Raw genomic sequence first — 24,793 nt, 5'->3', positions numbered from 1 at the left:
GTGAAGATGCAGGCACCGACCAGCCCCGAGCTTCTGGCGCGGCTCGTCTCGTTCGACACGACGAGCCGGCTGTCGAACCTCCCCCTCATCGACTTCGTGGAGGACTATCTCGCCGGCTACGGCATCGAAAGCCGCCGGGTGATGGACGAGACCGGCACCAAGGCCAACCTTTGGGCCACCATCGGTCCCGACGGACCGGGCGGAATCATCCTGTCCGGTCACACCGATGTCGTGCCGGTCGACGGGCAGACCTGGGCGAGCGATCCGTTCACCCTCACCGAGCGCGACGGCCAGCTCTACGGGCGCGGCGCGTGCGACATGAAGGGCTTCCTCGCCTCCACCCTCGCCGCTGTCCCCGCGATGGCCGGCGCATCGCTCGCCCGGCCGATCCACATCGCGTTCTCCTATGACGAGGAAGTCGGCTGTCTCGGCGTCGCGCGGCTGATCGACTGGCTCCAGAAGGAGGCAGCGACGCCGGCTTATTGCATCGTCGGCGAGCCGACCCTCATGGAGGTCGTGATCGGCCACAAGGGCAAGCGGTCGATGCATGTGACGGTGCGGGGCCTCAGCTGTCATTCCTCGCTCGCCCCGCACGGGGTGAACGCCGTCGACTATGCGGCGATGATGGCGGTCAAGCTGCGCGAGATCGGTGCGCGCCTCGCTGCGGAAGGGCCGTTCGACGCGGCCTATGACGTGCCGCATTCCACCGCCCATACCGGCGTCCTGATCGGCGGCACCGCGCTCAATATCGTGCCCGACCTTGCCCGGCTCGACTGCGAGTTCCGCGTCCTGCCCGGTGTCGACGCGGACCGCCTCGTCGAGGAGTTCGTCGGCTATGCGAAGAACGAGCTCGAGCCGCAAATGCACGCGATTTCGCAGGATACGGGGATCGACATCGACGTGTTCGCCGGCTTCCCCGCCCTCGACACCCCGCCCGACGCGGAGGTGACGACGCTGGTGCGCCGCTTCGCCGGCTCGAACGGTGACGGTAAAGTGGCGTTCGGCACGGAGGGCGGGCGGTTTTCCGAAACGCTCGGCGTGCCCACGATCGTCTGCGGGCCGGGCTCGATCGAGCAGGCGCACAAGCCGGACGAGTTCGTCGCCCGCGATCAGCTCACCCGCTGCGATACCTTTCTCGGCCGCGTCGTCGACTGGGCACGGGCGCCCGGCTGATCCGGCGGCGGCCTATTTCACCTGCCGCTTTTCGAGTTTGCGCGCCAAAGTGCGCCGGTGCATTCCGAGCCGGCGCGCGGTCTCGGAGATGTTGAAGTCGGTCTCGGCGAGGGTCTCGTGGATGCGCTCCCACTCGAGCGTCTTGATCGAGGTGCTGCGCGCCGTCAGCGCGACATTGGCATCACCGTTTCCCTTGCCGAAGGCGGCCTCGATATCGTCCGTGTTGGCGGGTTTGGCGAGATAGTGACACGCGCCGAGCTTGATCGCCTCGACCGCGGTCGCGATGCTCGCATAGCCGGTCAGCACCACGATCATCATCGACGGGTCGTGCTGGTGGAGCACTTCGACACACGGCAGGCCGGATGCATTGGCGAGCTTGAGGTCCACCACCGCGAAGTTGGGGGCGCTGTCCCTCAGGACCTCATCCAGCTCGTCGGGGTGGGAGGCGGTCACGACCTCGTAGCCGCGCCGCTCGAAGGAGCGCTTCAGGGTTCGTGCGAAGGAGGCGTCATCCTCCAGGATCAACAGACGTCGTTCAGGCATGGCCCACCTGTTCGAACGCGAGCGCGGCGAGCGGCAATCGAAGGGTGACGATCGCCCCGCCGGTCGGACGGTTGTGCGCTTCGACCCGTCCACCGAGTTTACGCACGACATTGACGACGAGGAAGAGGCCTAGCCCGCCCCCTTCTCTATTTTTGGTTGTATTATACGGCCGACCGAAATTTGCAAGGGTCTGCGGCGCGAATCCCGGTCCATTGTCGATGATGTGAAGCACGATCTCCTCCGCGTCGCGCTCCACCCGCAATTCGATCGACGGGGCGCCGGTATCGAGCGCGTTGTCGAGCACGTTCTGGATCACCTGCTTCAGCGCCGCGTCGGACACGATCGGCATGTCGGGGCCGAAATGGTTGCGCAGGACGAGCCCCGCCCCGCCATGCCAGGTGCCGACGACATCGTTGAGGAAGCCGTTGACCGTCGTCACCTCCGGCGATTCCCCGCGCGCCTCGCCGGCGGAGAGGAGGATCCGCGTCAATATCGCCTTGCACCGTCCGACGGCCGTCTGCATTTCCGCGATCTCTTGGGCCAGATCCGTGTCGTTCGCGAGGGCCGGCACATGCTGCCAGTCGTTCAAGATCACCGAGAGCGAGGCAAGCGGCGTTCCAAGTTCGTGCGCCGCCCCCGATGCCAAGAGCCCCATGCGCACAATATGGTTCTCCTCGGCTGCGCGTTGGCGCAAGGCAGCGATGCGCTCATCGCGCTCGCGCAGGTTCTTGTTGATCCGCGAGATCAGGATCACGAGAAGCGTCGCGACGAGCGCGAAACAGGTCAGAAGGCCGAGTGTGTGGAGGCGGAAAAGGTCCGCGTCCGAATGGCCCGGCACCGCGAGCGGCTCGTTGTCGATCGACAGGCCGACATAACAGGCGGTGGTGAGGATCACGAGAAACGCCGCCGCGCGCCATTTGAGGAGCACGGCCGCCAGCGTGACCTGCAGGAGGTAGAGCGCGGCGAACGGGTTGCTCGCTCCCCCCGACATGAAGAGCTGCGCGGTGAGCGCCGCGACGTCGAAGATCAGGCTGAAGAGGATCGCTGCGCCCGGCACCTCGTCCCGCCGCGCGAGCCAGTGGAGGCTGACGAGGTTCAGCATCACCTGCGCGAGGAGCACGAAGGCCATCGCGGTGAACGGCAGCGCCACGTCGAAGGCGATGCCGACGACGGCGATGGTGAGGATCTGGCCGACCACCGCCACCCACCGCAGCGCGATCAGCAGGAGCATATTCTTGCGCCCGCTGAGGTCCGCCGTCACGGCCGGGCCATTCGCCCCGATGCTCGTCGATACGGCGGAGCGTCCGCCGAAATGTCGCAATGCCGGCACGTTCGTCTCTTTCACCCGAGGCTCGGAAGGCCCCGTTGCGGCCTCTCGCGCCGGCCCGCCGTCCCCTTCGCCGGCGACCGTCCGCGCTCATGCCGGATCGCGATGATCGCCGCGCCGATGCACATCGCGGCAAGCGCGAACCAGGTGATCGCGTAGACGAGATGGCTGTTGCGGAACGTCACCACCGTGAGGCCGGCGACGGGGCCCGCCCCGGTCGGCTCGCTCGCGTCGATGAAATAGGGCGCGACGGCGCCGATATTGGCGGCCGCGGCGATCGCCTCGACGTCCCGCGAGTACCAGCGATTTTCCGCCGGAACGTTGGCGCGCAGGAAGCCGCCGCCGGGTTCGCTCATCCGCATCAACCCGGTGACGGTGCGATGCCCCTCAGGAAGGGGCCGCGTCACCGGATCGCGCAAATCGGGCGAGATGAAGCCGCGATTGACGAGAATCGTGAAGCCCTCGTCGGTCACGAACGGCGCCATCACCCAGAAGCCGCCCCCCAGTTCGGTGACGGCCTGAACGAAGGTCTCTTCCGGTCCGAACACGCCGGAGACGCGCACCTTGCGATAGGCGTCCTCGGCCGCCTCGACCCGCGGCCAGTCGGCCGGCCCCGGTGCGGCGACCGGATCGGCGGCGAGCCGCGCGGAGACATGCGCGATGAGATCGAGCTTCCAGGCCCGCCGCTCCACCTGCCACACGCCGAGGCCGGAGAACAGCACCGCCCCGAAGGCGGTGAGGAGGAGGATCGCGACGAGGCGGCGACGCGTTCTAGCCATCGCGGTTCGCCGTCATGTCGCCGGTCCCATCGGCTGCATCGGCGGCATCATGTTCACGTTGAGATGGAACATGACCCACAACGAGCCGATCAGCGCGATCGCCACGATCACAAGGGTGAAGATCAGCGCCATCATGTTCCAGCCGCCTTCCGACGTCGTGTTCATGTGGAGGAAGAAGACCATGTGCACGACGATCTGCACCACCGCGAAGGCCATGATGATGATCGCCGTCAGCGTTCGGTCGTCGAGGGCGCCGGTCATCACCAGCCAGAACGGCACGGCGGTGAGGACGACGGACAGGATGAAGCCGCTGACATAGCTCCCGAGCGTGCCGCCGGCGTGGCCGTCTTCGTGGTCCTCGTCGTGCGTATCGGTGTGCGCGTTCATCACAGCATCCCCATGAGATAGACGAAGGTGAAGACGCCGATCCAGATGACGTCGAGGAAGTGCCAGAACATCGAAAGGCACATCAGGCGGCGGCGGTTCGCGGCGACGAGACCCATCCGGCGGACCTGCACCATCAGCGTCACGAGCCAGATGATGCCGATCGTGACGTGCAGCCCGTGCGTTCCGACGAGCAGGAAGAAGGCGGACAGGAAGCCCGAACTCTGCGGTGTCGCCCCTTCGGCGATCAGCGTGCCGAACTCGTAGAGCTCGATGCCGATAAAGGCCGCGCCGAAGAGGCCCGTGATCGCGAGCCAGCCCTGGACATGGGCGATGTTGCGCTTCTCCATCGCCAACATCGCAAAGCCGTAGGTGATCGAGGAGAAGAGCAGCATCGCCGTGTTCACGGCGACGAGCGGCAGCTCGAAGAGTTCGTGCGGGCCGGGACCGCCGGCGAAGTTGCCGCCGATCACCCCGTAGACGGCGAACAGCGAGGCGAACACCAGGCAGTCGCTCATGAGGTAGATCCAGAAGCCGAACGCCGTCGCGCCGCCCGGCGCATGGGCGTGCTCCTCGGTCAGATAGAAGACCGGCACGCTGTTGTCGGCGGCGATGGCCTCGCTGCTCGCGACGTGAGTGCTCGCCATGATCAAGCCCCCGCGCCGAGGAGCGCGGTGCGCCCGTGTTCGGTTTCGGCCACCTCTTCGGCCGGGATGGTGAAATCGCGATCGTAATTGAAGGTGTGCGCGATCGCGTAGCCGATAAGGGCGACGAAGGAGACGAGAGCGAGCCACCAGATGTACCAGACGAGGCCGAAGCCGGTCAGGAAGGCGAGCCCGGCGAGGATCACCCCTGCCCCGGTGTTCTTCGGCATGTGGATCGGCCGGTAGCCGTCGAGCGGACGCTGGTAGCCGCGGGCTTTCATGTCCCACCACGCATCGCTGTCGTAGATCACCGGCGTGAAGGCGAAATTATACTCCGGCGGCGGCGAGGAGGTCGACCATTCGAGCGTGCGGGCGTTCCACGGATCGCCGGTCGTGTCGCGCAGCTTCTCCCGGTTCTTGATCGAGACAAAGAGCTGGATCAGGAAGGCGAGAATGCCGATCGCGATCAGCGCGGCGCCGCCAGCGGCGATCACGAACCAGATCTGCAATGACGGATCCTCGAAGACGCGCAGCCGCCGCGTGACGCCCATGAGGCCGAGCACGTAGAGCGGCATGAAGGCGGCATAGAAGCCGACCACCCAGAACCAGAAGCTCACGAGCCCCCAGAACCGGTCCAGCTTGAAGCCGAACGCCTTCGGGAACCAGAAATTGATGCCGGCGAACATGCCGAACAGAACGCCGCCGATGATCACATTGTGGAAGTGGGCGACGAGGAACAGCGAGTTGTGCAGCACGAAATCCGCCGGGGGAACGGCGAGCATCACGCCGGTCATCCCGCCGATGACGAAGGTCAACATGAACGCGAGGGACCACAGCATCGGCAACTCGAACCGAATACGGCCGTGATACATCGTGAACAGCCAGTTGAACATCTTCGCCCCGGTCGGGATCGAGATGATCATCGTCGTGATGCCGAAGAAGGAATTGACGCTCGCGCCCGACCCCATCGTGAAGAAATGGTGGAGCCACACGAGGTAGGCGAGAACGGTGATGACCACCGTCGCGTAGACCATGGAGGCATAGCCGAAGAGACGCTTGCCGGAGAAGGTCGACACGACTTCGGAGAACACGCCGAACGCCGGCAGAATGAGAATGTACACCTCCGGGTGACCCCAGATCCACACGAGGTTGATGTACATCATGGCGTTGCCGCCGAGATCGTTGGTAAAGAAGTTCATGCCGAGATAGCGGTCGGCGGCGAGGAGCGCGAGAACCGCCGTCAACACCGGGAAGGCGGCGACGATCAGGATGTTCGTGCAGAGCGCCGTCCAGGTGAAGATCGGCATCTTCATCATGCTCATGCCGGGCGCGCGCATCTTCACGATCGTCGCGACCAGATTGACGCCCGATAGGAGCGTGCCGACGCCCGCGATCTGTAACGCCCATATGTAATAATCGACGCCGACATCGGGACTGGCGTCGAGGCCCGACAGCGGCGGATAAGCGAGCCAACCGGTCTTCGCGAACTCGCCGATGAAGAGCGAGGCCATCACGAGGACGACGCCCGACACCGTCATCCAGAACGAGAAATTGTTGAGGAACGGAAAGGCGACGTCCCGCGCACCGATCTGCAGCGGAACGACGTAGTTCATCAGCCCCGTCACGAACGGCATCGCGACGAAGAAGATCATGATGACGCCGTGCGCGGTGAAGATCTGGTCGTAATGGTGCGCCGGCAGGTAGCCCTCGCTGCCGCCGAAGGCGATCGCCTGCTGCGAGCGCATCATGATCGCGTCGGCAAAGCCCCGCAGCAGCATGATGATGCCGAGCACCATGTACATGATGCCGATGCGCTTGTGGTCCACCGTGGTGAGCCACTCATGCCAGAGATAGGACCACAGGCGGTAATAAGTGAGCGCCGCCACGAGCCCGATCCCACCGAGCGCGACGACGATGAAGGTGACGACGAGGATCGGCTCGTGGAACGGAAGGGATTCGAACGAGAGACGGCCGAACAGAAAGGCCCAAACTTGCGATAACATTGCCGGATCCGGTCAGAAGTTGCTGATATCGTCGTCGGTGCGGGCGTCGGTCAGGCGCACGTCGGACGAGGGCGTCGCGAGGCTGAAGCCGCGCAGTCGGGTCTCCGCGGTGGCGGGGATCGGCGTCATCTTGGCCCGGCCGACGACCGCTTCATCGTTGTTGAAGATGGCGAACGGGCTGCGGCAGAGGGCAAGCGCGACCTCTCGTCCGCCGGCGGCGGTCTGCGCATCGAGCGCCATCGTCTCGCTCATGCAGCGCGTGCCGGGATCGACGCACATTTCGAGGATGCGGTTATAGAGCCCGTCCTCGACGGACGAGAAGCGCATCACCGGGACGTTCTCGCTCGGCTTCTCGAGCTCGACATAGCGCGCCGCGGTCAGCGCCTCGTCGGCGTTCCGGCCCGCGTCGATCCACTCCTCGAAGCCCGCCTGGTCGAGCCCCTTGAAGACGAAACGCATGCCGGAGAAGCCGGCGCCGCTATAATTGGAGGAGAAGCCTTCATAGTCGCCTTCGGCGTTGATGACGGCGTGGAGCTGGGTCTCCATCCCGGCCATCGAGTAGATCATGCCGGCGAGCGCGGGGATGTAGAAGGCGTTCATCACGCCCGACGAGGTGATCTTGAAGTGGATCGGCCGATCGACCGGCGCCGCAAGCTCGTTGACGGTGGCGATCCCGTATTGCGGATAGAAGAAGAGCCATTTCCAATCGAGGGAGACGACCTCGACCTGCAGCGGCTCGGTGCCCTCGGGGAGGGGGCGGTCCCGGTCGACCTGGGTCAGCGGGCGGTAGGGATCGAGAAGGTGGGTGCCGAGATAGGTCACCGCGCCGAGACAGATGATGATCGCGAGCGGCGCCGCCCAGACGACGAGCTCCAGCACCGTCGAATGGTGCCACTCGGGGTCATATTCGGCCTCGGTGTTGGTGTGGCGATAGCGCCAGGCAAAGTACACCGTCAGCCCCATCACCGGCAGGATGATGAGGAGCATCAGGCCCGTCGCGAAAATGAGGAGATCCCGCTGTTCGGCCGCGATGTGACCGGACGGATCGAGAACGACGAAGTTGCACCCTCCGAGCCCCGCAAGCAGCGGAAGGAGGAGAAGGAACTGAAAACGGCGCAAGGCAAATCCTATCAGGTCGGCGGCCGAGAGGGGCGCGATCGACGAAACCGGCCGGCGGACGGCCCCATGACGGCGGGACCCAATCCCTTGCCCAACCCGTTCGGTCGGCAGACAATGCGACGACGCCCGTCAAGGCGACGACGATCGCTTTAGCTGCAGCGCAGCACGCGGGTCATTGGACACTTTGTCCAAGGCCCAGCGCTGGCGCGGCGATCGCCGAAGGTTGATATTGCATCGCAGCACGAAATGGCCTTGGACACTTTGTCCAATGCCGCAGATGCACAATCTGCGGGATGGCGTGATCGGCACGAACGTCGACGATCACACGCGACCCGATCGACCGTGATCGATGTCCGCCCGCCACCCGCAACGTTCGAGGATCGACAGCGCCCGTGAGTTCGCCCGCCGCATCTACAGTGTCGCCCCAAAGCACCCTCGCGCAGGATGCCGCACGGCTCCATGCCCATGGCGGTCCGGTCCGCCCGGCCGAGATCGCCGTCGGCGTCATCATCGGCCGCACGTCGGAGTTCTTCGACTTCTTCGTCTACGCCATCGCCTCCGTCGTGGTGTTCCCGGCGCTGGTCTTCCCCTTCGTCGATCCGCTGACGGGAACGCTCTACTCCTTCGGCCTCTTCGCCCTCGCCTTCATCGCCCGGCCGATCGGCTCGCTGATCTTCATCTCGATCGACCGCAATCAGGGCCGCGGGGCGAAGCTGATCATCGCCCTCTTCATGCTCGGCAGCTCGACCGTCGCGATCGCCTTCCTGCCCGGCTATGACAGTATCGGGGTCTATTCGATCATCGTCCTCGCGATCTGCCGGATCCTGCAGGGCCTCGCGCTCGGCGGCTCGTGGGACGGGCTCGCCTCGCTCCTGTCGATGAACGCCCCGAAGAACCGCAAGGGCTGGTACGCGATGATCCCGCAGCTCGGCGCACCGCTCGGGCTCATCGTGGCGAGCGCCCTCTTCGCCTATTTCCTGCACAATCTCTCCGCCGACGACTTCTTCGCCTGGGGCTGGCGCTATCCGTTCTTCGTCGCCTTCGCGATCAACGTCGTCGCCCTCTTCGCGCGGCTTCGCATCGTCGTGACGCCAGAATTCCAACGCCTCTTCGAAAACCGCGAATTGCAGCCCGAGCCCGTCCTTCGCACCCTGCGGACCGAAGGCCGCTTCGTCGCGATTGGCGCCTTCGTCCCGTTGGCGAGCTTCGCGCTCTTCCACATGGTGACGGTGTTCCCGCTCTCCTGGATCTTCCTCTACACCAACGAATTGCCGGCCCGCTTCCTGGTGTTCGAGACGATCGGCGCCATCGTCGGCGTGTTCTCCGTGATCGCCTCGGGCATCCTCGCCGATCGGTTCGGCCGGCGCACGCTGCTTGCGGCCTGCGCCCTCGCGATCGCGATCTTCTCCGGCTTCGCGCCGCAACTCCTCGATGCCGGCAGCGTCGGCGAGGCGACCTTCATGATCCTCGGCTTTATCCTGCTCGGCCTCTCTTTCGGCCAGAGCTCGGGCGCGGTCGCCTCCAACTTCTCGCAGACCTTCCGCTATACAGGGGCGGCGATCACCTCCGACCTCGCCTGGCTGTTCGGCGCGGGCTTCGCCCCCCTCGCCGCCCTCCTCCTCGCGAGCAATTTCGGGCTCATCTCGGCGGGCGCCTATCTCCTGTCGGGCGCGGTGTGCACGCTCCTGGTGCTTCTCATCAATCGCCGCCTCGAAGTGCGCGAGGAGTCGGTCGTCGACTGAAGCGCGGAACCGGGCACGGCCGTCCGCGAGGCCGTGCCCCCTTCGCGATCATCGGCTCGGCTCGGCGCGGCGACGCCTAGCCGAGCGGCTTCGCGAACACGAAGAACGCACCGAACGCGATGAAAGCGAAGCCCACCGCGTGGTTCCAGGTGAGCTGCTCGCCGAGATAGATGGTCGCGAACCCGGAGAAGACGACGAGGGTGATCACCTCCTGCATCGTCTTCAGCTCCGCCGCCGACCAGACCGTGTAACCGATCCGGTTGGCGGGCACCGCGAGACAATACTCGAAGAAGGCGATCCCCCAGCTCGCGACGATGACGAGCCACAACGGCGCACCGTGAAACCGGAGGTGCCCGTACCAGGCGACCGTCATGAAAATGTTCGAGGCAAGCAGCAACACGATCGGCGCGAGCGCCGGCCACAACGACGAACTGAACACCCGAGGCCGCCCTCCATTGCGGCATAAGCTCATGGCTCAGCGCGGCGCGTCCGCCAGCGCGAAATCGACATTATCCACACGATCGGCGCAGGCGGCGCCCGGATCCCCGAGCTCCGCCGACGCCGCGCCGGCTACTCCTTCGGCGCCAGCGTCTGCGCGATCGCGCCGAAGATCGCGGCCGCCGGATTGATGTCGGGATCGGAGGCCGGTCCGAGCGTCGCGACCACGACCAGCGTCACGTCCATGTCCGGGCGATAGGCCGCCAGCCCGCCATAGCCGCCGAAGCTGAACGTCTTCTGGATCCACGGGCCAACGAACTCCATCCCGAGGCTGAAATGCCGGTCCGGCGCGTTGCCGCCGAGGCCGAGCGTTTTCGCCGCGCGCATCGTCTCGAGGCTTTCCGGCGAAATCGTCTCGCCCGCCGCGAGCGCGCGGATGAGGGTCATCGTATCGGCCATATCGGCGTTCATCGGGCCGGTGTCGGCGGTCCAGGACGGGTTCCAGAAGGTGGAGTCCTCGAAGACGCCGCGCTCGGTCGTATAGGCGTGAAGCGCCGGCTCGAGGATCGACGGGCTGTCCCAGATCTCGGTCTGGCCGAGATTGAGCGGCTCGATGATCCGCTTCTGCAGGAGTGAGCGATAGGTCGTGTCGGTCGCCTTCGCGAGCGCCTCGCCGAGGACGAGATAGTTGGTGTGGGCGTACTGAAAGCCCGTCCCCGGCTCGAACACCATGCCGCGGGCGAAGGCGACGTCGAGAAGCTCCTCGGTCGTCCAGTCGCGGAAGACGTCCGCCTCGAACGCCGCCACGAAGCCCGGATCGGTCACATAGTCCGCATAGCCGGACGTGCAGTCGGCGAGCATGCGCAGCGTGACCTTGTCCGCCTCAGGATAGTCGGGAAGCCAGGTGTCGATCGTATCGTCGAGCGCCACGATCCCCTCGTCGACGAGCTGAAGGAGGATCGTGGTCTGCGCGCCGATCGCCACCGCGCCGGTGCGAAAGTGCATCGAGGGCTGCGCGAGGACGTTCGTCATCGACGTGCCGACGGCGGCGATCGTGGGCTCCCCATCGCCTTCGACGAGGCCGACGATCACCGCCGTCACCCCCTCCTCCGCGCGGATCGTTTCGAGCCGATCCTCGATCATCTGCCGCGCGGCAGCGCTCACCGTCTCGTCGGCCGCCGCCGGATTGAACTGGGCGAGGGCGAGAACGGCGCCTGCCATCGCGCCGCGGATCGATCGTCGGGTCATGCCACCTCCGTCAAGCATCATTGTGCCGGCCATTGCGGGCCGGCCCCTCATGCTATCCGGTCGCGACGGCGCTTTCGACCGGAATGACGTCGACGGCCTGATCGCTCGAATGGCCGCCCGCGGTGCGGGTGACGCCGCGCACCGGCGCGACATCGCCATAGTCGCGGCCATAAGCGATCACGATGTGGTCCGCACCGGCGAGGCAGGCGTTGGTGGGATCGTATTCGACCCAGCCGAGTTCGGCCCCGCACCAGGCCGAGACCCAGGCGTGCGTCGCATCCGCTCCCTCGAGCCGCGCCTCTCCCGGCGGCGGAAGCGTGCGCAGACATCCGCTCACATATCCCGCCGGAATGGCGAGCCCGCGCAGGCACGCGATCATGATGTGGGTGAAGTCCTGGCACACCCCGTGGCGGGCCCGGAACGCATCGAGGAGCGGCGTCGACACGGTGGTCACCCCCGGCCGATAGGCGATATCGCGATGCAGCGCCTCCCCGACCGCGACCACCGCCGCAAGAACGCTCGGCGCGCGGCCCGCGACCGCCCGCGCATAACGCGTCGTCTCCGCCGCGAGAGGGATGCGGGGCGAGGCGCCCACGAAATGATGCGGCGCGCGGCCGGCAAGGCTTCGATGGCTCGCGATCTCGCCCGCGAGATCGGCAAGGCGCGGCGAGAGGTCGAGGCTCGGCCCGCTCGCCATCCGCTCGACACGCGCCTTCAGCGCGAAGGTCACGTCGCGATGGGGCTCGTGAAACGCGATCTCGACGACGTTGTTGCCGAAAAAGTCCCGCCGGCCGTTCCATTCGTCGGGCTTCGGGTCGACGGTGAGCGCGCTCAGGATGACGCGCTGCGCGTTCGCGACGTCGAGCGGGGTCAGCATCACGAGATCGCGGCTCGCCGACACGTTCGCGTCATAGCGATATTTCACGCGTATGGAGACGTCGTAGAGCATCAGTCGAGATAGGACGCGGCGAGGATGTCGGACATCGCGAGAATCTCCGCGTCGAGCGCAAGGAGCATCGCCGTGTCGAGCGTTTCCGGTGTTTCGACGGCGAAGGCGGCGCGGGCCTTCAAAGTGATGCGCTGCATCGGCGTCAACTGCCGGTGCTCCTCGGAGCCGGGCAAGGCCTCGACATGCCGGTCGATATCGTTGAGCTGGTGGATCACGGCGCGCGGATTGAGCGGGTCGAGCGCCAGGAGGTCGACGACGGTGGACCGGTTGGTCGCCACCGCATAGCGCCGCCGATGCGACATCTCGCTGTCGGCGACCTCGACCGCATAGTCGAGCGAGCCTTCCGGCGCGGCGGGATCGGCGAAGGCGGCGAGGAGCTTCGTCATCGAGGAGGCCCGCTCGATCGCCCGGCCGATGCTCATGAAGCGCCAGCCGGTGAGGCGGTACATGTTCTCGTGGACGAGCCCGGAAAAGCTCGACATCTTGCGCAGCAGGAGCCCCATCGCCCGCGCCCCGTCATCGCCGGGTGTGATCCGGCCGGACAGGCTCTGGATCGTTTGCGAGAGATCGCTCAGCGCATTCCACCCGTCGACCGAGAAGCGATCGCGGATCTTCGCCGCCGCGGCGGCCGCCGCCTCGACCGTCTGGACGAGCGCGTCGGGCATCCCCTCGGCCGCATCGACGCCCAGCCCGGCGAGATAGGCGCGCGAGTGAGCGAGCACGGGCGTGTCGTCGGAGGCGGCCTCGGCGATGCGGATATTGTGGGCGCGCAAGAGGCGCACGGTGTGCTCGGTCCGCTCCATATAGCGGCCGAGCCAGAAGAGATTGTCGGCCGCCCGGCTCGGCAGCACCATCGGCTGCGGCCGCACGAAGGGCGCGGAGGGCGCGGCGAGCATCGTCTCGTCCGGCACCGGATGATCGGCGACGACCCAGACGTCGGCCGCGCTTCCGCCATGTTGCAGCGCGAGCGCGGAGGATCCCTCGTCGTGGCCGATCCGGGCAAAACCGCCCGGCATCACCCGCCACCCGTCCGCCGTGCGCACCAGGAAGACGCGCAGGCTCATCGGCCGCGGGACGAGACCACCGCCCGCAAAGGCCGGCGTCGTCGACAAGGTCACGACCTCCTGGCCGACGAGATCGCCGCCTTTCTCGTCGATCCAGTCAGGGAGGGAGCGGCCGACATCGCGGTTGAAGACGCCCGCCACGGCGTGCGGCTCGTTCGCGTCGAAGAGGATGCCGGAGGAATAGGCGCTGCCGATCGACATGCGCGTCGCGTTCGCCTTCACCGCCTCGCGCGCGCCTCGCTCACCGCACCACCAGGTGGCGATATTGGGGATGGCGAGCGGCGCGCCGGTCAGCGCCTCGCAGATGCGCGGCAGGAAGGCGAGGAGCGCCCTTGTCTCGACGATGCCGGAGCCGAGGGCGTTGACGAGGGTGACGTTGCCCGCCCGCACCGCGCCGACGAGGCCGGGCGTGCCGAGCGCCGACGTCTCGGCGAGTTCCAAGGGATCGGCATAGGCCCCGTCGAGCCGGCGCCAGAGGACGCTGACCGGGTTGAGGCCGGCGACGGTGCGCACCATCAGCCGTCCGTCCCGCACCCTCAGATCCTCGCCTTCGAGGAGGGTGAAGCCGAGATAGCGCGCGATGTAAGCGTGCTCGAAATAGGTGTCGTTCATCGGCCCCGGCGTCAGGACGCCGACGCGGCTCCGCTCCGTCCCGCGAAGCGCCAGGAGCGAGTCGCGGAAGGTGCGGAAGAAACCGGCGAGGCGGTGGACGTTCGCGCGGGCGAGATGGTCGGGATAGATGCGCGTCGTCGCGATGCGGTTCTCGAGCGCGAAGCCGGCGCCGGACGGGGCCTGCGCGCGATCGCCGAGCACCCACCATTGGCCCTGCGGCCCGCGCCCGATATCGAAGGCGAGAAAGTGCAGGAAATGCCCGCCCCGCGGCGTGACGCCGACGAGGGGACGCAGCCACTCCGGATTGCCGGCGACAAGCGCCGCCGGAAGATCCCCCCGCGCGACGAGACGGTTCTCGCCATAGATATCGGCAACGACAGCCTCGAGGAGATCCGCCCGCTGGACGAGACCGGCGCCGATCGCCTCCCACTCTGTTTCATCGATGAGGATCGGAACGTGGCTGAGCGGCCAGCCGCGCTCCGCCACGCCCTCCGCGCCATATCGGCGATAATAGACGCCCGCGTCGCTCAGATACTGATCGCCCCGCGCGCGCCGCAGCGCGATCTCCTCGGCGTCCATATCGGCGAGCGCGGCGACGAACTCGGCCCAGACCGGGCGGATCGCACCGTCGGCGGTCAGAAGCTCGTCCGCGACCCCGTCGAGAGGGCGGTAATGCGCGAGAAGCCGTGCGATCCGCGCCTCGCGTGCCGCCGCCTTCGACGGAAGGGCGCGCTCCGTCATCGCTCTCCCGCTCCCGTCCGCGACGCGCGGCAACGCCGGCATGGCGCCGGACGCGGCTCCCCGCCGATCGCGACGCCGCGGGTCGCCCGCGCCCTAGACGCCGGGCCCACGTCTCAAATCGAGCGTCATCGGGAACTCCGGATGGCCCCGCTCTGGAGCGGGCATATAAAGGCCGGGAGTGTGACCGTGCGGCTCGAAGCGCGCAAGGCGGCGCGCCTCGGCTTCGTTGCTGTTGACAGGAAATGTGTCGTAGCTCCGCCCACCGGGATGGGCGACATGATAGACGCAGCCCCCGATGGCGCGGCCCGACCAGGTGTCGAAAATGTCGAACACCAAGGGCGCGTCGACCGGCACCACCGGATGGAGCGCCATCGCCGGCTGCCAGGCTTTATAGCGCACGCCGCCGACGCTGGCGCCGCCCGTCCGGGTCGCCGTCATCGGCACGACGCGCCGGTTCGCCGTCACCCGGTAGCGCTCGGGATTGGTGGTGGTGAGCTTCACCTGAAGGCGCTCGGTGGAGGAATCGGTATAGCGCACCGTGCCACCGATCGCGCCGACCTCGCCGAGAACGTGCCACGGCTCCAGCGCCTGCCGCAGCTCGAGGCGCACCCCTTCGACCTCGATCTCGCCGCAGAAGGGAAAGCGGAATTCGGCCTGCGCCTCATACCAGTCCGAGCGGAACGGGAAGCCGTGCTCGCCGAGATCGTCGAGCACCTCCAGGAAATCCTCCCACAGGACTTGCGGCAGCATGAAGCGGTCATGAAGGCGCGTTCCCCAGCGTGTCGGCTCGCCGCTGAGGGGATGGTGCCAGAGGCGGGCGATGATGGCGCGCAAGAGCACCTGCTGGGCAAGGCTCATGCGCGGGTCGGGCGGCATTTCGAAGCCGCGAAACTCGACGAGGCCGAGCCGCCCGGTCGGACCATCGGGCGAATAGAGCTTGTCGATGCAGATCTCCGCCCGATGCGTGTTGCCGGTGACGTCGACGAGGATATTGCGCAGGAGCCGATCGGTGAGCCACGGAAGCGGCGCCGTCCCCTCCCCCGGCCGCGGAATCTGGGCGAGCGCGATCTCGAGCTCGTAGAGCGCGTCGTGTCGTCCCTCGTCGATCCGCGGGGCCTGGCTCGTCGGCCCGATAAAGAGACCGGAAAAGAGGTAGGAAAGGCTCGGGCGACGCTGCCAATAAAGGATCAGGCTCTTGAGGAGGTCCGGCCGGCGCAGGAACGGCGAATCCATCGGCGTCGCGCCGCCGACGACGACGTGATTGCCGCCGCCGGTGCCGGTGTGCTTGCCGTCGATCATGAACTTGTCCGCGCCGAGGCGGGATTCACGCGCCGCCTCGTAGACGCCTTCCGTCGTCGCGACGCACTCCTGCCAGTTCGCGGCGGGGTGGATGTTCACCTCGATGACACCCGGATCGGGCGCGACGCGGATCACGTTGAGGCGCGGATCGGTCGGCGGGGCATACCCCTCGATATGGACCGGCAGACCGACGCGCTCCGCCGCCGCCTCGATCGCGGCGAGAATTTCGAGATAGTCCTCCACGCTCTCGACCGGTGGAACGAAGACGCAAAGCCGCCCGTCGCGCAGCTCGGCCGACATCGCGGTGCGCACCTGCCCTTCGATCTCGTCGCCGAGGGTCTGCTCGACCCGCGCCTGGGTGGCCGTCGCGGCGGTGAACTGGGCGACTGGTTGCGGGCGGTCGCCGCCCATCTCGGCCGCGATCGCGTCCTCGGTGCGGAAATCGGGCAGCGGCGGGCGCTCCACCGTCGGATCGGCGGTGTTGACGTAGGGATATTGGGACGGCGGAATATGGTTGAGCGAGGCGAGCGGCAGGCGATAGCCGACCGGACTGTCGCCCGGCACCAGGAGGAGGTGGCCGCGCCGGGTCCGCCATTTCTCCGAGACCCAACGCTGCCCCTGGCTCCTCGCCTGCCAACGCTGGACCGGCAGGACATAACCCGCCGGCTCGGAAAGACCGCGCGAAAAGACCGTCGCGATGCGCGCGCGGGCCTCGGCGTCCTCGAGCTTGGAATCCTGAGGCGTCACGTTCTCCGGGAGCTGCGATTCCCGCAGGATCCATTCGGCCGGATCCTCAAAAGCGGGCGCCACATAGTCGCCCGGAATGCCGAGCGCGTCGGCGATCGAGCCCATCAGCCGGCCCGCATCCTCCGGCCTTGCGTCCGTCGCGACGCCTTCGGGGGCGACGAGGTCCGCGTTCGACCAGACGGGCGTCGCGTCACGCCGCCAATAGAGCGAGAAGGTCCACCGCGGCAGCGTCTCGCCCGGATACCACTTGCCCTGGCCATAATGGAGGAAGCCGCCGGGGGCGAAGCGCTCACGCAGCTTGCGGATGAGGATATCGGCCCGCTCGCGCTTGGTGGGGCCGACGGCGTCGGTGTTCCACTCACCGGCTTCGAAATCGTCGACCGAGACGAAGGTCGGTTCGCCGCCCATCGTGAGTCGCACATCGCCGGCGGCGAGCGAAACGTCGACCTCCTCGCCGAGCCGGTTCAACGCCTGCCACGCCTCCTCCGAGAACGGCTTGGTGATGCGCGGATGCTCGGCGACGCGCTTCACGTCCATCTCGAAGGCGAAATCGACGTTGGCGGCGCTCGCGAGGCCGTGGATCGGGGCGGCGTTGCGATAATGCGGCGTCGCGGCGAGCGGGATGTGACTTTCGCCGGTGAGAAGGCCGGAGGTGGGATCAAGACCGATCCAGCCCGCGCCCGGCAAATAGACCTCCGCCCAGGCGTGCAGGTCGGTGAAGTCGTGGTCGGTCCCGGCCGGCCCGTCGAGCGCGACGAGATCGGGCTTCAACTGGATGAGATAGCCGGAGGTGAACCGGGCCGCGAAGCCGAGATGGCGCAGGGTCTGGACAAGGAGCCACGACGTGTCCCGGCAAGAGCCGGTCTTCACCGTCAGCGTCTCTTCCGGCGACTGAACGCCCGGCTCCATTCGGATGACATAGCCGATCTCGCTCGCAAGGCGCGCGTTGAGAGCGACGATCATGTCGACGGTGCGGTGCGGCGTGCGGTCGATCGAGGACAGGAACGCCTCGAAGAGCGGCCCCACCGGCTCCGTGACGCGGTAGATCGCGAGATCGTCGGCGATCTCCTCCGCGTAGGCGAAGGGCCATGTCTCGGCGGTGTCCTCGACGAAGAAGTCGAACGGATTATAGACCGTCATGTCGGCGACGAGATCGACTTCGATCTTCAACTCGCGCACCGGCTCGGGGAAGACGAAGCGGGCGAGCCAGTTGCCGTACGGGTCCTGCTGGTGATTCACGAAATGATTCGCGGGGCTCACCTTGAGGGAGTGCGAGATCACCCGCGTCCGGCTGTGCGGGGACGGCCGAAGGCGGATGACCTGCGGCCCCAGCGTGACCGGACGGTCATATTGATAATGCGTGAGGTGGTAGATGGCAGCTTTGATAGACATCGTCGCGCGACCGCCCTCAGAACGTCGTTGGCATCTTAGCGAATTGGCTCATTGCACAATCCCTGCCACTCGGCCACCGCCGAACACGCGGCGCGGTTGAAGACGAGCGTCGCGACGTGGGTCGGATCGGCGCTCAGGGCGCCCTTGGCGGCCAGGCGAGCGCGGGGCCGGTGCGGAAGAAGGACACGTTGTTGGTGAAGACGCTCTCCGGCGCAAGGCGGACCAGTCGCCCGTCCGGGTCGTCGATCGCCGCGATCTCGCCCACGAACCAGGCGTTCCAGGTCTCCTCCGCGCCGAGATAGTTGGCGAGGAGGCGGCGAAAGCGGGCGCCGTCCATCGCCTCGACCGTCGCCCGGCCGCGCAGGCCGAGATGGAGAAGAACACCCGCCGCGTTCTCGTAGTCGACGATCTCGACCGCACAGCGCGGATCGCGCAAAAGCCGCGTCACGGTGCTGCCGTTCCGGTTGCCGGGTATCCAGAGCGCGCCGTCCTCCCAGATGAACCAGACCGGCGCGTTGCGCGGCGCGCCGTCCGCCGCAACGGTGGCGATGTTCGCCATCAGCGGGCGGGAAAGGACGATTTCGGGATCGAACGGCGTTCCCATTCAAGCCGCGGCGGGTGCGTCGAAGGCGATGCGAAAGCCGGTGTGGCTTGCCGTGTTGTCGGGCGCGTTGCCGGTGCGGGCGGCGATCCGGTAGCGCCAGCAATACGAGACATGACAGAGGAACGAACCGCCCTTCAGGAGCTTCGCGTCGCTCGCCGCCATGTCGCGGGCGCGCTGGCGGGCCGCCTTCTTGAGGGAGCGCACCCGGAACGGATCGGCCGACCACTCCCACACATTGCCGGACATCTCGTGAAGACCGTAGCCGTTGCCGGGAAAGCTGCCGACGGGCGCCGTGCCGCGATAGCCGTCGGCGGCGGTGTCGTGATCGGGAAAGCGGCCTTGCCAGATATTGCAGGGCAGGAAGCCGGCGTCGCCCGGATCCTGGTCGCCCCAAGGATAGCGCGGATCGGCGAGGCCGCCGCGCGCCGCGTGCTCCCATTCGGCTTCACTCGGAAGGCGCGCTCCGGCCCATGCCGCATAGGCGGCAGCGTCGTTCCAGGAGACGTGCGTGACGGGGTGCGCCTCGCGCCGATCGAGGGTCGTCGCGGGGCCTTCGGGGTGATCCCAGGTGGCGCCGTCGACGGCAATCCACCATGGCGCATCGGGGTTGCGCCGCCCCGCCGCCGCGCCACCCGCGAGGAGCCCGACAAACACGAAGGACCACCCATAGCGCTCGGCGTCGGTGACGTGGCCGGTCGCGGCGCAAAAGGCGGCGAACTCGGCATTGGTGACGGTGTGGCGGGCCATGAGAAACGGCGCGATGCGCACCTTGCGCGGCGGCCCCTCCCCGTCGAGCTCGATCTTCGGTGCCTTGGTGCCGACGGCGACGAGGCCGCCTCCGATCGGAACCGCACCTTGGATGAGCGCGGCGCGCGTCGACGCGTCGGCCCGCGCCGAACCGTCCCGCACGGCGGCCGAGCCTTGCTCCTGAAGAGCGGCCGACGCCGAAGCCCGTTCGGCGGCGGGGACACAGCATCCCTTCCCCGGCGGTGCGTCTTCATCGAGCGGCAAGGCCATCGGCGCCTCCTCTATGGCGGTCGTCACGCCGCGGCGTTTTTCGCGTCCCCCGCCTCGCCTTCAGCGCGGCAGGAGGTTGGTGCGCGCGAGGTCGAGGACGGCGTCGCCGCGCCCGCTCATCACCGCCCGCAAGAGCCAGAGGCTGAAGCCCTTCACCTCCTTCGCCTCGATCGTCGGCGGCATGGACAACTCGTTCGTCGCCGTGACGACATCGAGCAGCGCCGGCCCGTCATGGGCGAAGATGTCCTTGACCGCGCCCGGAAGGTCGCCAGGATCCTCGACGCGGATCGCGTGGATCCCGACCGCACGGGCCATCGCCGCGAAATCGGGGTTTTCGAGATCCGTTCCGATCTCGACGAAGCCCGCCGCCTTCATTTCGAGCGCGACGAACCCCAAGACGCCATTGTTGAAGATGACGATCTTCACCGGCAACTTGAGCTGGGTCATCGAGATGATGTCGCCCATCATCATCGTGAAACCGCCATCGCCGGACAACGAGACGACCTGACGTTCCGGGAAGGCCGCCTGGATGCCCATCGCCTGCGGCATCGCGTTCGCCATCGAGCCGTGATTGAGCGAACCGATCAGCCGGCGCTTGCCGTTCATCGTGACATAGCGCGCGGCCCATATCGTCGGCGTGCCGACATCGAAGGTGAAGGCGGCGTCCTCGTCCGCCGCCTCGCTGACGAGCTTGGCGAGATATTGCGGGTGGATCGGCTTGCGACCCGGGGTGCCCTTGGCAAGATCGTCGAGCCCCTCGCGGGCGCGGACATAGCGGGCCTTGCTGTCGTCGAGGTGGGCGCTGTCGGTCCGCGCCTCGAGCTTCGGCGTCACCGCCGCGAGCGTCGCGCCGACATCGCCGACAATGCCGAGCTCGATCTTCGCCCGCCGGCCGAGATGCTCGGGCCGGATGTCGACCTGGATGACCGGCTTCGTCTCGGGGATGAACTGCTTATAGGGAAAGTCGGTCCCCAGCATGACGAGAAGGTCGCACGCCGCGATCGCCTCGTAGCCGGAGGAAAAGCCGATCAGCCCGGTCATGCCGACGTCGAACGGGTTGTCGTGCTCGACGAATTCCTTGCCGCCGAGGGTGTGGACGATGGGGCTCTTCATCGCCTCGGCGAAGGCCATCAGCTCGGCGTGTGCCCCGGCACAGCCGCGGCCGCAGAACAGCGTCACCTTCTTCGCCCCGTTCAGCATCTCGGCGAAGCGATCGAGTTCCGGCTCCGCCGGGAGCACGCGCGGCACCGGGGGAATGAGGCCGGCGCGAGGCGGTAGCGGGCGCGACGACGCCTCGCGGAGCGCGACATCGCCCGGCAGGACCACGACCGCGACGCCCCGCTCGCCGATCGCCGCGCGGATCGCATTCGCGAGCACATAGGGCATCTGCTCAGGGTTTGAGACCATCTCGCAATAGACGCTGCACTCTTGGAAGAGGTTTTGCGGTGCGTCTCCTGGAAATAGGCCCCGCCAATCTCCTGGGACGGGATCTGCGCGGCGATCGCGAGGACGGGGGTGCGCGTGCGTTGGGCGTCGAAAAGGCCGTTCACCAGATGAAGATTGCCCGGACCGCACGAGCCCGCGCACACCGCGAGGCGGCCGGTCACTTGGGATTCGCCGGCGGCGGCGAAGGCCGCGGCCTCCTCGTGGCGGACGTGCATCCATTCGATCGTGCCGCGCTGTCGGAGCGCCTCCGTCAAGCCGTTGAGGCTGTCGCCGACGACACCCCAGATCCGTTCCACCTCGGCCCGTTCGAGGAGTTCGACGACCATGTCGGCAACCAGTTTCGCCATTCCATCCCCCGGCTGTTCATCGCTCACGACTGCATTCGATAGCCGAAATGCGCTGCGCGTGGCGCATGTTCTGGCTGCCCGACGCGATCAAACCACACAAGAGCGCGTGACGTCACGGGCGACGTGCGCCGGCTTCGTTCGGCCCCGCCGGCGGGTGTGGCTCGCCTTTAAAGAAATCCTCCATACCCCCTTGAAGCTACAGTGGCTGTAGCAACTACCTCGGGTGCATTGCCGGAAAGCCGAGGTATCGGAAATGCCCACCGACCGCATCGAGCGCCATCAGGATCGCACCGTCGCCCACGCGAACGCATGCTGCGCGCCGCACGATCATGACGAGACGCCCGCCCACGCGCACCATGAGCACGCGAACCATGGATGCAGCGCGGACGCACCCATTCCCGCGGTGCCGCCGGCGGGCACGGGTCGCAGCTTCCGGGTCGACGGGCTCGATTGCGCCGAAGAGGTCGCGATCCTCAACCGGGCCGTCGGCCCCTCGGTCGGCGGCTCCGATCATCTCGCCTTCGACGTCATCAACGGCCGGATGATCGTCCTCGATACCGCCGACGCGATCTCGGACGCGGACATTGCCCGCCTCGTCGCCGAAACCGGGATGAAGGCCGAGCCGTGGAACGAGGCGACCGCCGCCTCGAGCCGGTCGAAGCATTTCGCAAAGCAAAAGCGTCTCACCGTTCTCAGCGGCGTATTCTGGGCGGCGGGACTCGTCTGGCATGTCGTCGAGACGGGACTCGGCGATGCCCTCAACCTCTTCGCCGGGCACGGATCGACCCCGGTGCCGCCCGGCGAGGCGCTGCTGTTCGCCCTCGCGATCGGCTTCGGCGTGTTCCTCGTGGCGCCGAAGGCGTGGGCGTCGGCGCGGCGCCTTTCGCCTGACATGAACCTCTTGATGGTCGTCGCCATCGCCGGCGCGCTGGGCCTCGGCGATATGTTCGAGGCGGCGACCGTCGCGTTCCTCTTCTCGCTCTCATTGACGCTCGAAAGCTGGAGCGTCGGCCGCGCGAAGACCGCCGTGTCCGCCCTCCTCGATCTCGCGCCGCCGACCGCCCGCCTGATGCGCCCGGACGGCACCGAGGCGACGGTGCGCGCCGAGGAGATCGCCGTCGGCGACCGCTTCGTGGTGCGGGGCGGCGACCGTATTCCGCTCGACGGCGAGGTGATGGAGGGCGCGGGCGCGGTCGACCAGGCACCGATCACGGGCGAAAGCACGCTCGTTGCCAAGGAGGCCGGCGACGAGGTCTATGCCGGCACGATCAACGGCGAGGGAACGCTCGTCGTCCGGGCGACCAAAGCGGCGACCGACACGGTGCTCGCCAAGATCATCCGTATGGTCGACGACGCCCAGGTGCGCCGCGCGCCGGTGGAGCAATGGGTGGAGAAATTCGCCCGGGTCTACACCCCCGCCGTGATGGCGCTCGCTGTGGCGCTCGCTTTGTTGCCGCCGCTGGTGGCGGGGGGCGATTGGGGCTTCTGGTTCTATAACGCCCTCGTCCTCCTCGTCATCGCGTGCCCCTGTGCGCTCGTCATCTCGACGCCGGTGTCGATCGTGGCCGCGCTCGCGTCGTCGGCGCGGGCGGGCGTCCTCGTCAAAGGCGGCGTCTATGTCGAGGTGCCGGGGCGCACGCGCGCCGTCGCGCTCGACAAAACCGGCACGATCACGATGGGCGAGCCCGAAATCGCCACCGTCCACGCCCTCGGCGGCGGCGATCGCTCCGCCGTCCTCGCCCTCGCCGCCGCGCTCGAAACGCGCTCCTCCCATCCCCTCGCGCGCGCCATCCTCACCCACGCCGACCGGGAAGCGGTCGCCATCGAAACCGCACAGGAGACGCGCACCGTGCCGGGGCGCGGCGTCGAGGGCCGGGTCGGCGGCAAGGCCGTCTGGCTCGGCTCGGATCGCTTCGCCGCCGAGAAGGGGTTTGCGGACGCGATCCCGCAGGAGCTGCGCGACAGCATCGAGACGGCCGGCGGCACCCTCGTCGCGATCGGCGACGAAGCGGGCGTTCTCGGCGTCCTCGAATTGCGCGACAAGGTGCGGCCCGATGCGAAGGCCCTGGTCAGCGCCCTCCACGACCTCGGCGTCGGGACGGTCGTCATGCTGACGGGAGACAATGCCCGGACGGCGCGCGCCGTCGCCGAAGAGGTCGGCATCGACGAGGTGCGCGCCGGCCTCCTCCCCGAGGACAAGGTGACGGCGATCGAAGAGCTGGTCGCGACCCACGAGGTCGTCGCCATGATCGGCGACGGGGTGAACGACGCCCCGGCGATGGCGCGGGCACATTATGGCATCGCGATGGGGGCGATCGGCTCGGACGCGGCGATCGAAACCGCCGATATCGCCCTCATCTCCGACGATATCGCTCGGATCCCCTGGCTCATCCGCCATTCGCGCCGGACGATGGGGATCATCCACCAGAACATTGCGATCTCACTCGTGACGAAAGCCGCGTTCGTGGCCCTCACCACCTTCGGCATGGCCTCGATGTGGGGCGCGATCGCCGCCGATGTGGGCGTTTCGTTGCTGGTCGTCGCGAACGCGCTCCGGTTGCTCGGCGCGAAAGATGCGCCGTTCCTCCCGACAGTGGACGCTGAGGCGGCGAGCCCCCATGTGGCGAAGAGCGCCCCGGCCTAGGCTCGGGCGAGGAGGACGGCTCGATGTTGACGATCGGCAAGCTCGGTCAGAAGACCGGAACGCGCGTTCAGACGATCCGCTATTATGAAGAGATCGGGCTGATGCCCGAGGCGGAGCGGACGGAAGGCGGCCAGCGCCGCTATAGCGACGCCGATTTCGACCGGCTGTCCTTCATCCGGCATGCGCGTCAGCTCGGCTTCCCCCTCGAGGCGATCCGCGAGCTCCTCAGCCTCTCCGATCACCCGGACCAATCGTGCCACGAGGCGGACGCGATCGCGCGCCGCCAGCTCAAGCAGGTCGAGCAGCGGATCGCCCGCCTCAACGCGCTGAAGACCGAGCTGCATCGGATGATCGAGGAGTGCAGCGGGGGCCACGCCGCCGATTGCCGCGTCCTCGAGGTGCTGCGCGACCACTCTGAATGCCTCACCCGGCACGATGATATCGGCGCCTGAGCGCGAACTGCCGGATCGATATTCATCCTCGATCAGCGCCGTTTTCCGACCTCCGGTAAACGTTGTTGCCCAAACATCG

18 protein-coding genes and 1 pseudogene are annotated in these 24,793 nt (G+C 67.3%); 4 read left to right on the top strand and 15 right to left on the bottom strand.

All coding sequences use genetic code 11. The annotated features are described in order from the left end of the window. The first annotated feature begins 6 nt into the window (after positions 1-6). Positions 7-1,173, top strand: a complete 1,167-nt coding sequence (gene argE, locus L1787_RS24780; protein ID WP_235711776.1) for an acetylornithine deacetylase — start codon at positions 7-9, stop codon at positions 1,171-1,173. A gap of 12 nt (positions 1,174-1,185) precedes the next feature. Here argE and L1787_RS24775 read toward each other — a convergent pair whose 3' ends face one another. The 7 genes from L1787_RS24775 to cyoA are packed head-to-tail and all read right to left on the bottom strand — an operon-like array spanning position 1,186 to position 7,972. Beyond that, on the bottom strand, positions 1,186-1,716 hold the full coding sequence (locus tag L1787_RS24775; protein ID WP_235711775.1) for a response regulator transcription factor: 531 nt from the start codon (positions 1,714-1,716) through the stop codon (positions 1,186-1,188). Beyond that, positions 1,709-3,061, bottom strand: a complete 1,353-nt coding sequence (locus L1787_RS24770) for an ATP-binding protein (protein ID WP_235711774.1) — start codon at positions 3,059-3,061, stop codon at positions 1,709-1,711. Before L1787_RS24770 ends, L1787_RS24775 begins: the two co-directional genes overlap by 8 nt. After that, entirely contained in the window at positions 3,058-3,822 is a 765-nt protein-coding gene (locus tag L1787_RS24765; RefSeq protein WP_235711773.1) for an SURF1 family protein, read from the bottom strand. Before L1787_RS24765 ends, L1787_RS24770 begins: the two co-directional genes overlap by 4 nt. A 12-nt stretch (positions 3,823-3,834) precedes the next feature. After that, entirely contained in the window at positions 3,835-4,209 is a 375-nt protein-coding gene (cyoD, locus tag L1787_RS24760; protein WP_235711772.1) for a cytochrome o ubiquinol oxidase subunit IV, read from the bottom strand. Beyond that, complete coding sequence (gene cyoC, locus L1787_RS24755; protein WP_235711771.1) at positions 4,209-4,853, bottom strand: cytochrome o ubiquinol oxidase subunit III; 645 nt, start codon at positions 4,851-4,853, stop codon at positions 4,209-4,211. The genes cyoD and cyoC overlap by 1 nt, the downstream gene beginning before the upstream one ends. Positions 4,854-4,855: 2 nt before the next feature. Beyond that, on the bottom strand, positions 4,856-6,853 hold the full coding sequence (cyoB, locus tag L1787_RS24750; RefSeq protein ID WP_235711770.1) for a cytochrome o ubiquinol oxidase subunit I: 1,998 nt from the start codon (positions 6,851-6,853) through the stop codon (positions 4,856-4,858). 12 nt (positions 6,854-6,865) lie between these two features. Further along, positions 6,866-7,972 (bottom strand): ubiquinol oxidase subunit II, encoded by a 1,107-nt coding sequence (gene cyoA / locus L1787_RS24745; protein WP_235711769.1) that lies wholly within the window; start codon positions 7,970-7,972, stop codon positions 6,866-6,868. 392 nt (positions 7,973-8,364) lie between these two features. Between cyoA and L1787_RS24740 the strand changes: the two genes are divergently transcribed. Then, positions 8,365-9,714: an MFS transporter gene (locus tag L1787_RS24740; protein WP_439648316.1), complete on the top strand. Its 1,350-nt coding sequence runs from the start codon at positions 8,365-8,367 to the stop codon at positions 9,712-9,714. Between the two features lie 76 nt (positions 9,715-9,790). Here L1787_RS24740 and L1787_RS24735 read toward each other — a convergent pair whose 3' ends face one another. From L1787_RS24735 to poxB, 8 genes and pseudogenes are all read right to left on the bottom strand, one after another. After that, the gene (locus L1787_RS24735; RefSeq protein WP_369415136.1) at positions 9,791-10,153 is read right to left on the bottom strand and encodes a DMT family protein; all 363 of its coding nucleotides are present in this window, start codon (positions 10,151-10,153) and stop codon (positions 9,791-9,793) included. A 131-nt stretch (positions 10,154-10,284) separates the two neighbouring features. Next, the gene (locus L1787_RS24730) at positions 10,285-11,400 is read right to left on the bottom strand and encodes a serine hydrolase domain-containing protein (RefSeq protein WP_235711768.1); all 1,116 of its coding nucleotides are present in this window, start codon (positions 11,398-11,400) and stop codon (positions 10,285-10,287) included. Between the two features lie 52 nt (positions 11,401-11,452). Next, a complete protein-coding gene (locus L1787_RS24725) occupies positions 11,453-12,349 on the bottom strand; it encodes a transglutaminase family protein (protein WP_235711767.1) in 897 nt (298 codons plus the stop codon). Next, positions 12,349-14,766: a circularly permuted type 2 ATP-grasp protein gene (locus L1787_RS24720; RefSeq protein ID WP_235711766.1), complete on the bottom strand. Its 2,418-nt coding sequence runs from the start codon at positions 14,764-14,766 to the stop codon at positions 12,349-12,351. Before L1787_RS24720 ends, L1787_RS24725 begins: the two co-directional genes overlap by 1 nt. A 93-nt stretch (positions 14,767-14,859) precedes the next feature. Beyond that, positions 14,860-18,204, bottom strand: coding sequence for a transglutaminase family protein (locus tag L1787_RS24715; protein ID WP_235711765.1), 3,345 nt, complete (start codon positions 18,202-18,204; stop codon positions 14,860-14,862). 133 nt (positions 18,205-18,337) lie between these two features. Further along, the gene (locus tag L1787_RS24710; protein WP_235711764.1) at positions 18,338-18,808 is read right to left on the bottom strand and encodes a pyridoxamine 5'-phosphate oxidase family protein; all 471 of its coding nucleotides are present in this window, start codon (positions 18,806-18,808) and stop codon (positions 18,338-18,340) included. After that, positions 18,809-19,825: a formylglycine-generating enzyme family protein gene (locus L1787_RS24705; protein WP_235711763.1), complete on the bottom strand. Its 1,017-nt coding sequence runs from the start codon at positions 19,823-19,825 to the stop codon at positions 18,809-18,811. 60 nt (positions 19,826-19,885) lie between these two features. Continuing rightward, positions 19,886-21,618, bottom strand: a pseudogene (gene poxB, locus L1787_RS24700) (ubiquinone-dependent pyruvate dehydrogenase). 253 nt (positions 21,619-21,871) lie between these two features. Between poxB and L1787_RS24695 the strand changes: the two are divergent. Together L1787_RS24695 and L1787_RS24690 are read left to right on the top strand one after the other, a co-directional pair. Next, on the top strand, positions 21,872-24,262 hold the full coding sequence (locus L1787_RS24695; protein WP_235711762.1) for a heavy metal translocating P-type ATPase: 2,391 nt from the start codon (positions 21,872-21,874) through the stop codon (positions 24,260-24,262). Between the two features lie 23 nt (positions 24,263-24,285). Beyond that, complete coding sequence (locus tag L1787_RS24690; protein WP_235711761.1) at positions 24,286-24,714, top strand: MerR family transcriptional regulator; 429 nt, start codon at positions 24,286-24,288, stop codon at positions 24,712-24,714. Positions 24,715-24,793 lie beyond the last annotated feature (79 nt).

This window comes from Acuticoccus kalidii, from assembly GCF_021556395.1.
In the GTDB taxonomy this organism is placed as follows: Bacteria; Pseudomonadota; Alphaproteobacteria; order Rhizobiales; family Amorphaceae; genus Acuticoccus; species Acuticoccus kalidii.
Note: the sequence above shows the minus strand (reverse complement) of the source record. Positions and strands in the feature narration are given on the sequence as shown.

Excerpts from the sequence above, each read along its gene's own strand:
- argE (WP_235711776.1), top strand. The coding sequence starts at position 7 with ATGCAGGCACCGACCAGCCCCGAGCTTCTGGCGCGGCTCGTCTCGTTC.
- L1787_RS24775 (WP_235711775.1), bottom strand. The coding sequence starts at position 1,716 with ATGCCTGAACGACGTCTGTTGATCCTGGAGGATGACGCCTCCTTCGCA.
- L1787_RS24765 (WP_235711773.1), bottom strand. The coding sequence starts at position 3,822 with ATGGCTAGAACGCGTCGCCGCCTCGTCGCGATCCTCCTCCTCACCGCC.
- cyoD (WP_235711772.1), bottom strand. The coding sequence starts at position 4,209 with ATGAACGCGCACACCGATACGCACGACGAGGACCACGAAGACGGCCAC.
- cyoC (WP_235711771.1), bottom strand. The coding sequence starts at position 4,853 with ATGGCGAGCACTCACGTCGCGAGCAGCGAGGCCATCGCCGCCGACAAC.
- cyoB (WP_235711770.1), bottom strand. The coding sequence starts at position 6,853 with ATGTTATCGCAAGTTTGGGCCTTTCTGTTCGGCCGTCTCTCGTTCGAA.
- L1787_RS24730 (WP_235711768.1), bottom strand. The coding sequence starts at position 11,400 with ATGACCCGACGATCGATCCGCGGCGCGATGGCAGGCGCCGTTCTCGCC.
- L1787_RS24725 (WP_235711767.1), bottom strand. The coding sequence starts at position 12,349 with ATGCTCTACGACGTCTCCATACGCGTGAAATATCGCTATGACGCGAAC.
- L1787_RS24720 (WP_235711766.1), bottom strand. The coding sequence starts at position 14,766 with ATGACGGAGCGCGCCCTTCCGTCGAAGGCGGCGGCACGCGAGGCGCGG.
- L1787_RS24715 (WP_235711765.1), bottom strand. The coding sequence starts at position 18,204 with ATGTCTATCAAAGCTGCCATCTACCACCTCACGCATTATCAATATGAC.
- L1787_RS24710 (WP_235711764.1), bottom strand. The coding sequence starts at position 18,808 with ATGGGAACGCCGTTCGATCCCGAAATCGTCCTTTCCCGCCCGCTGATG.
- L1787_RS24705 (WP_235711763.1), bottom strand. The coding sequence starts at position 19,825 with ATGGCCTTGCCGCTCGATGAAGACGCACCGCCGGGGAAGGGATGCTGT.
- L1787_RS24695 (WP_235711762.1), top strand. The coding sequence starts at position 21,872 with ATGCCCACCGACCGCATCGAGCGCCATCAGGATCGCACCGTCGCCCAC.
- L1787_RS24690 (WP_235711761.1), top strand. The coding sequence starts at position 24,286 with ATGTTGACGATCGGCAAGCTCGGTCAGAAGACCGGAACGCGCGTTCAG.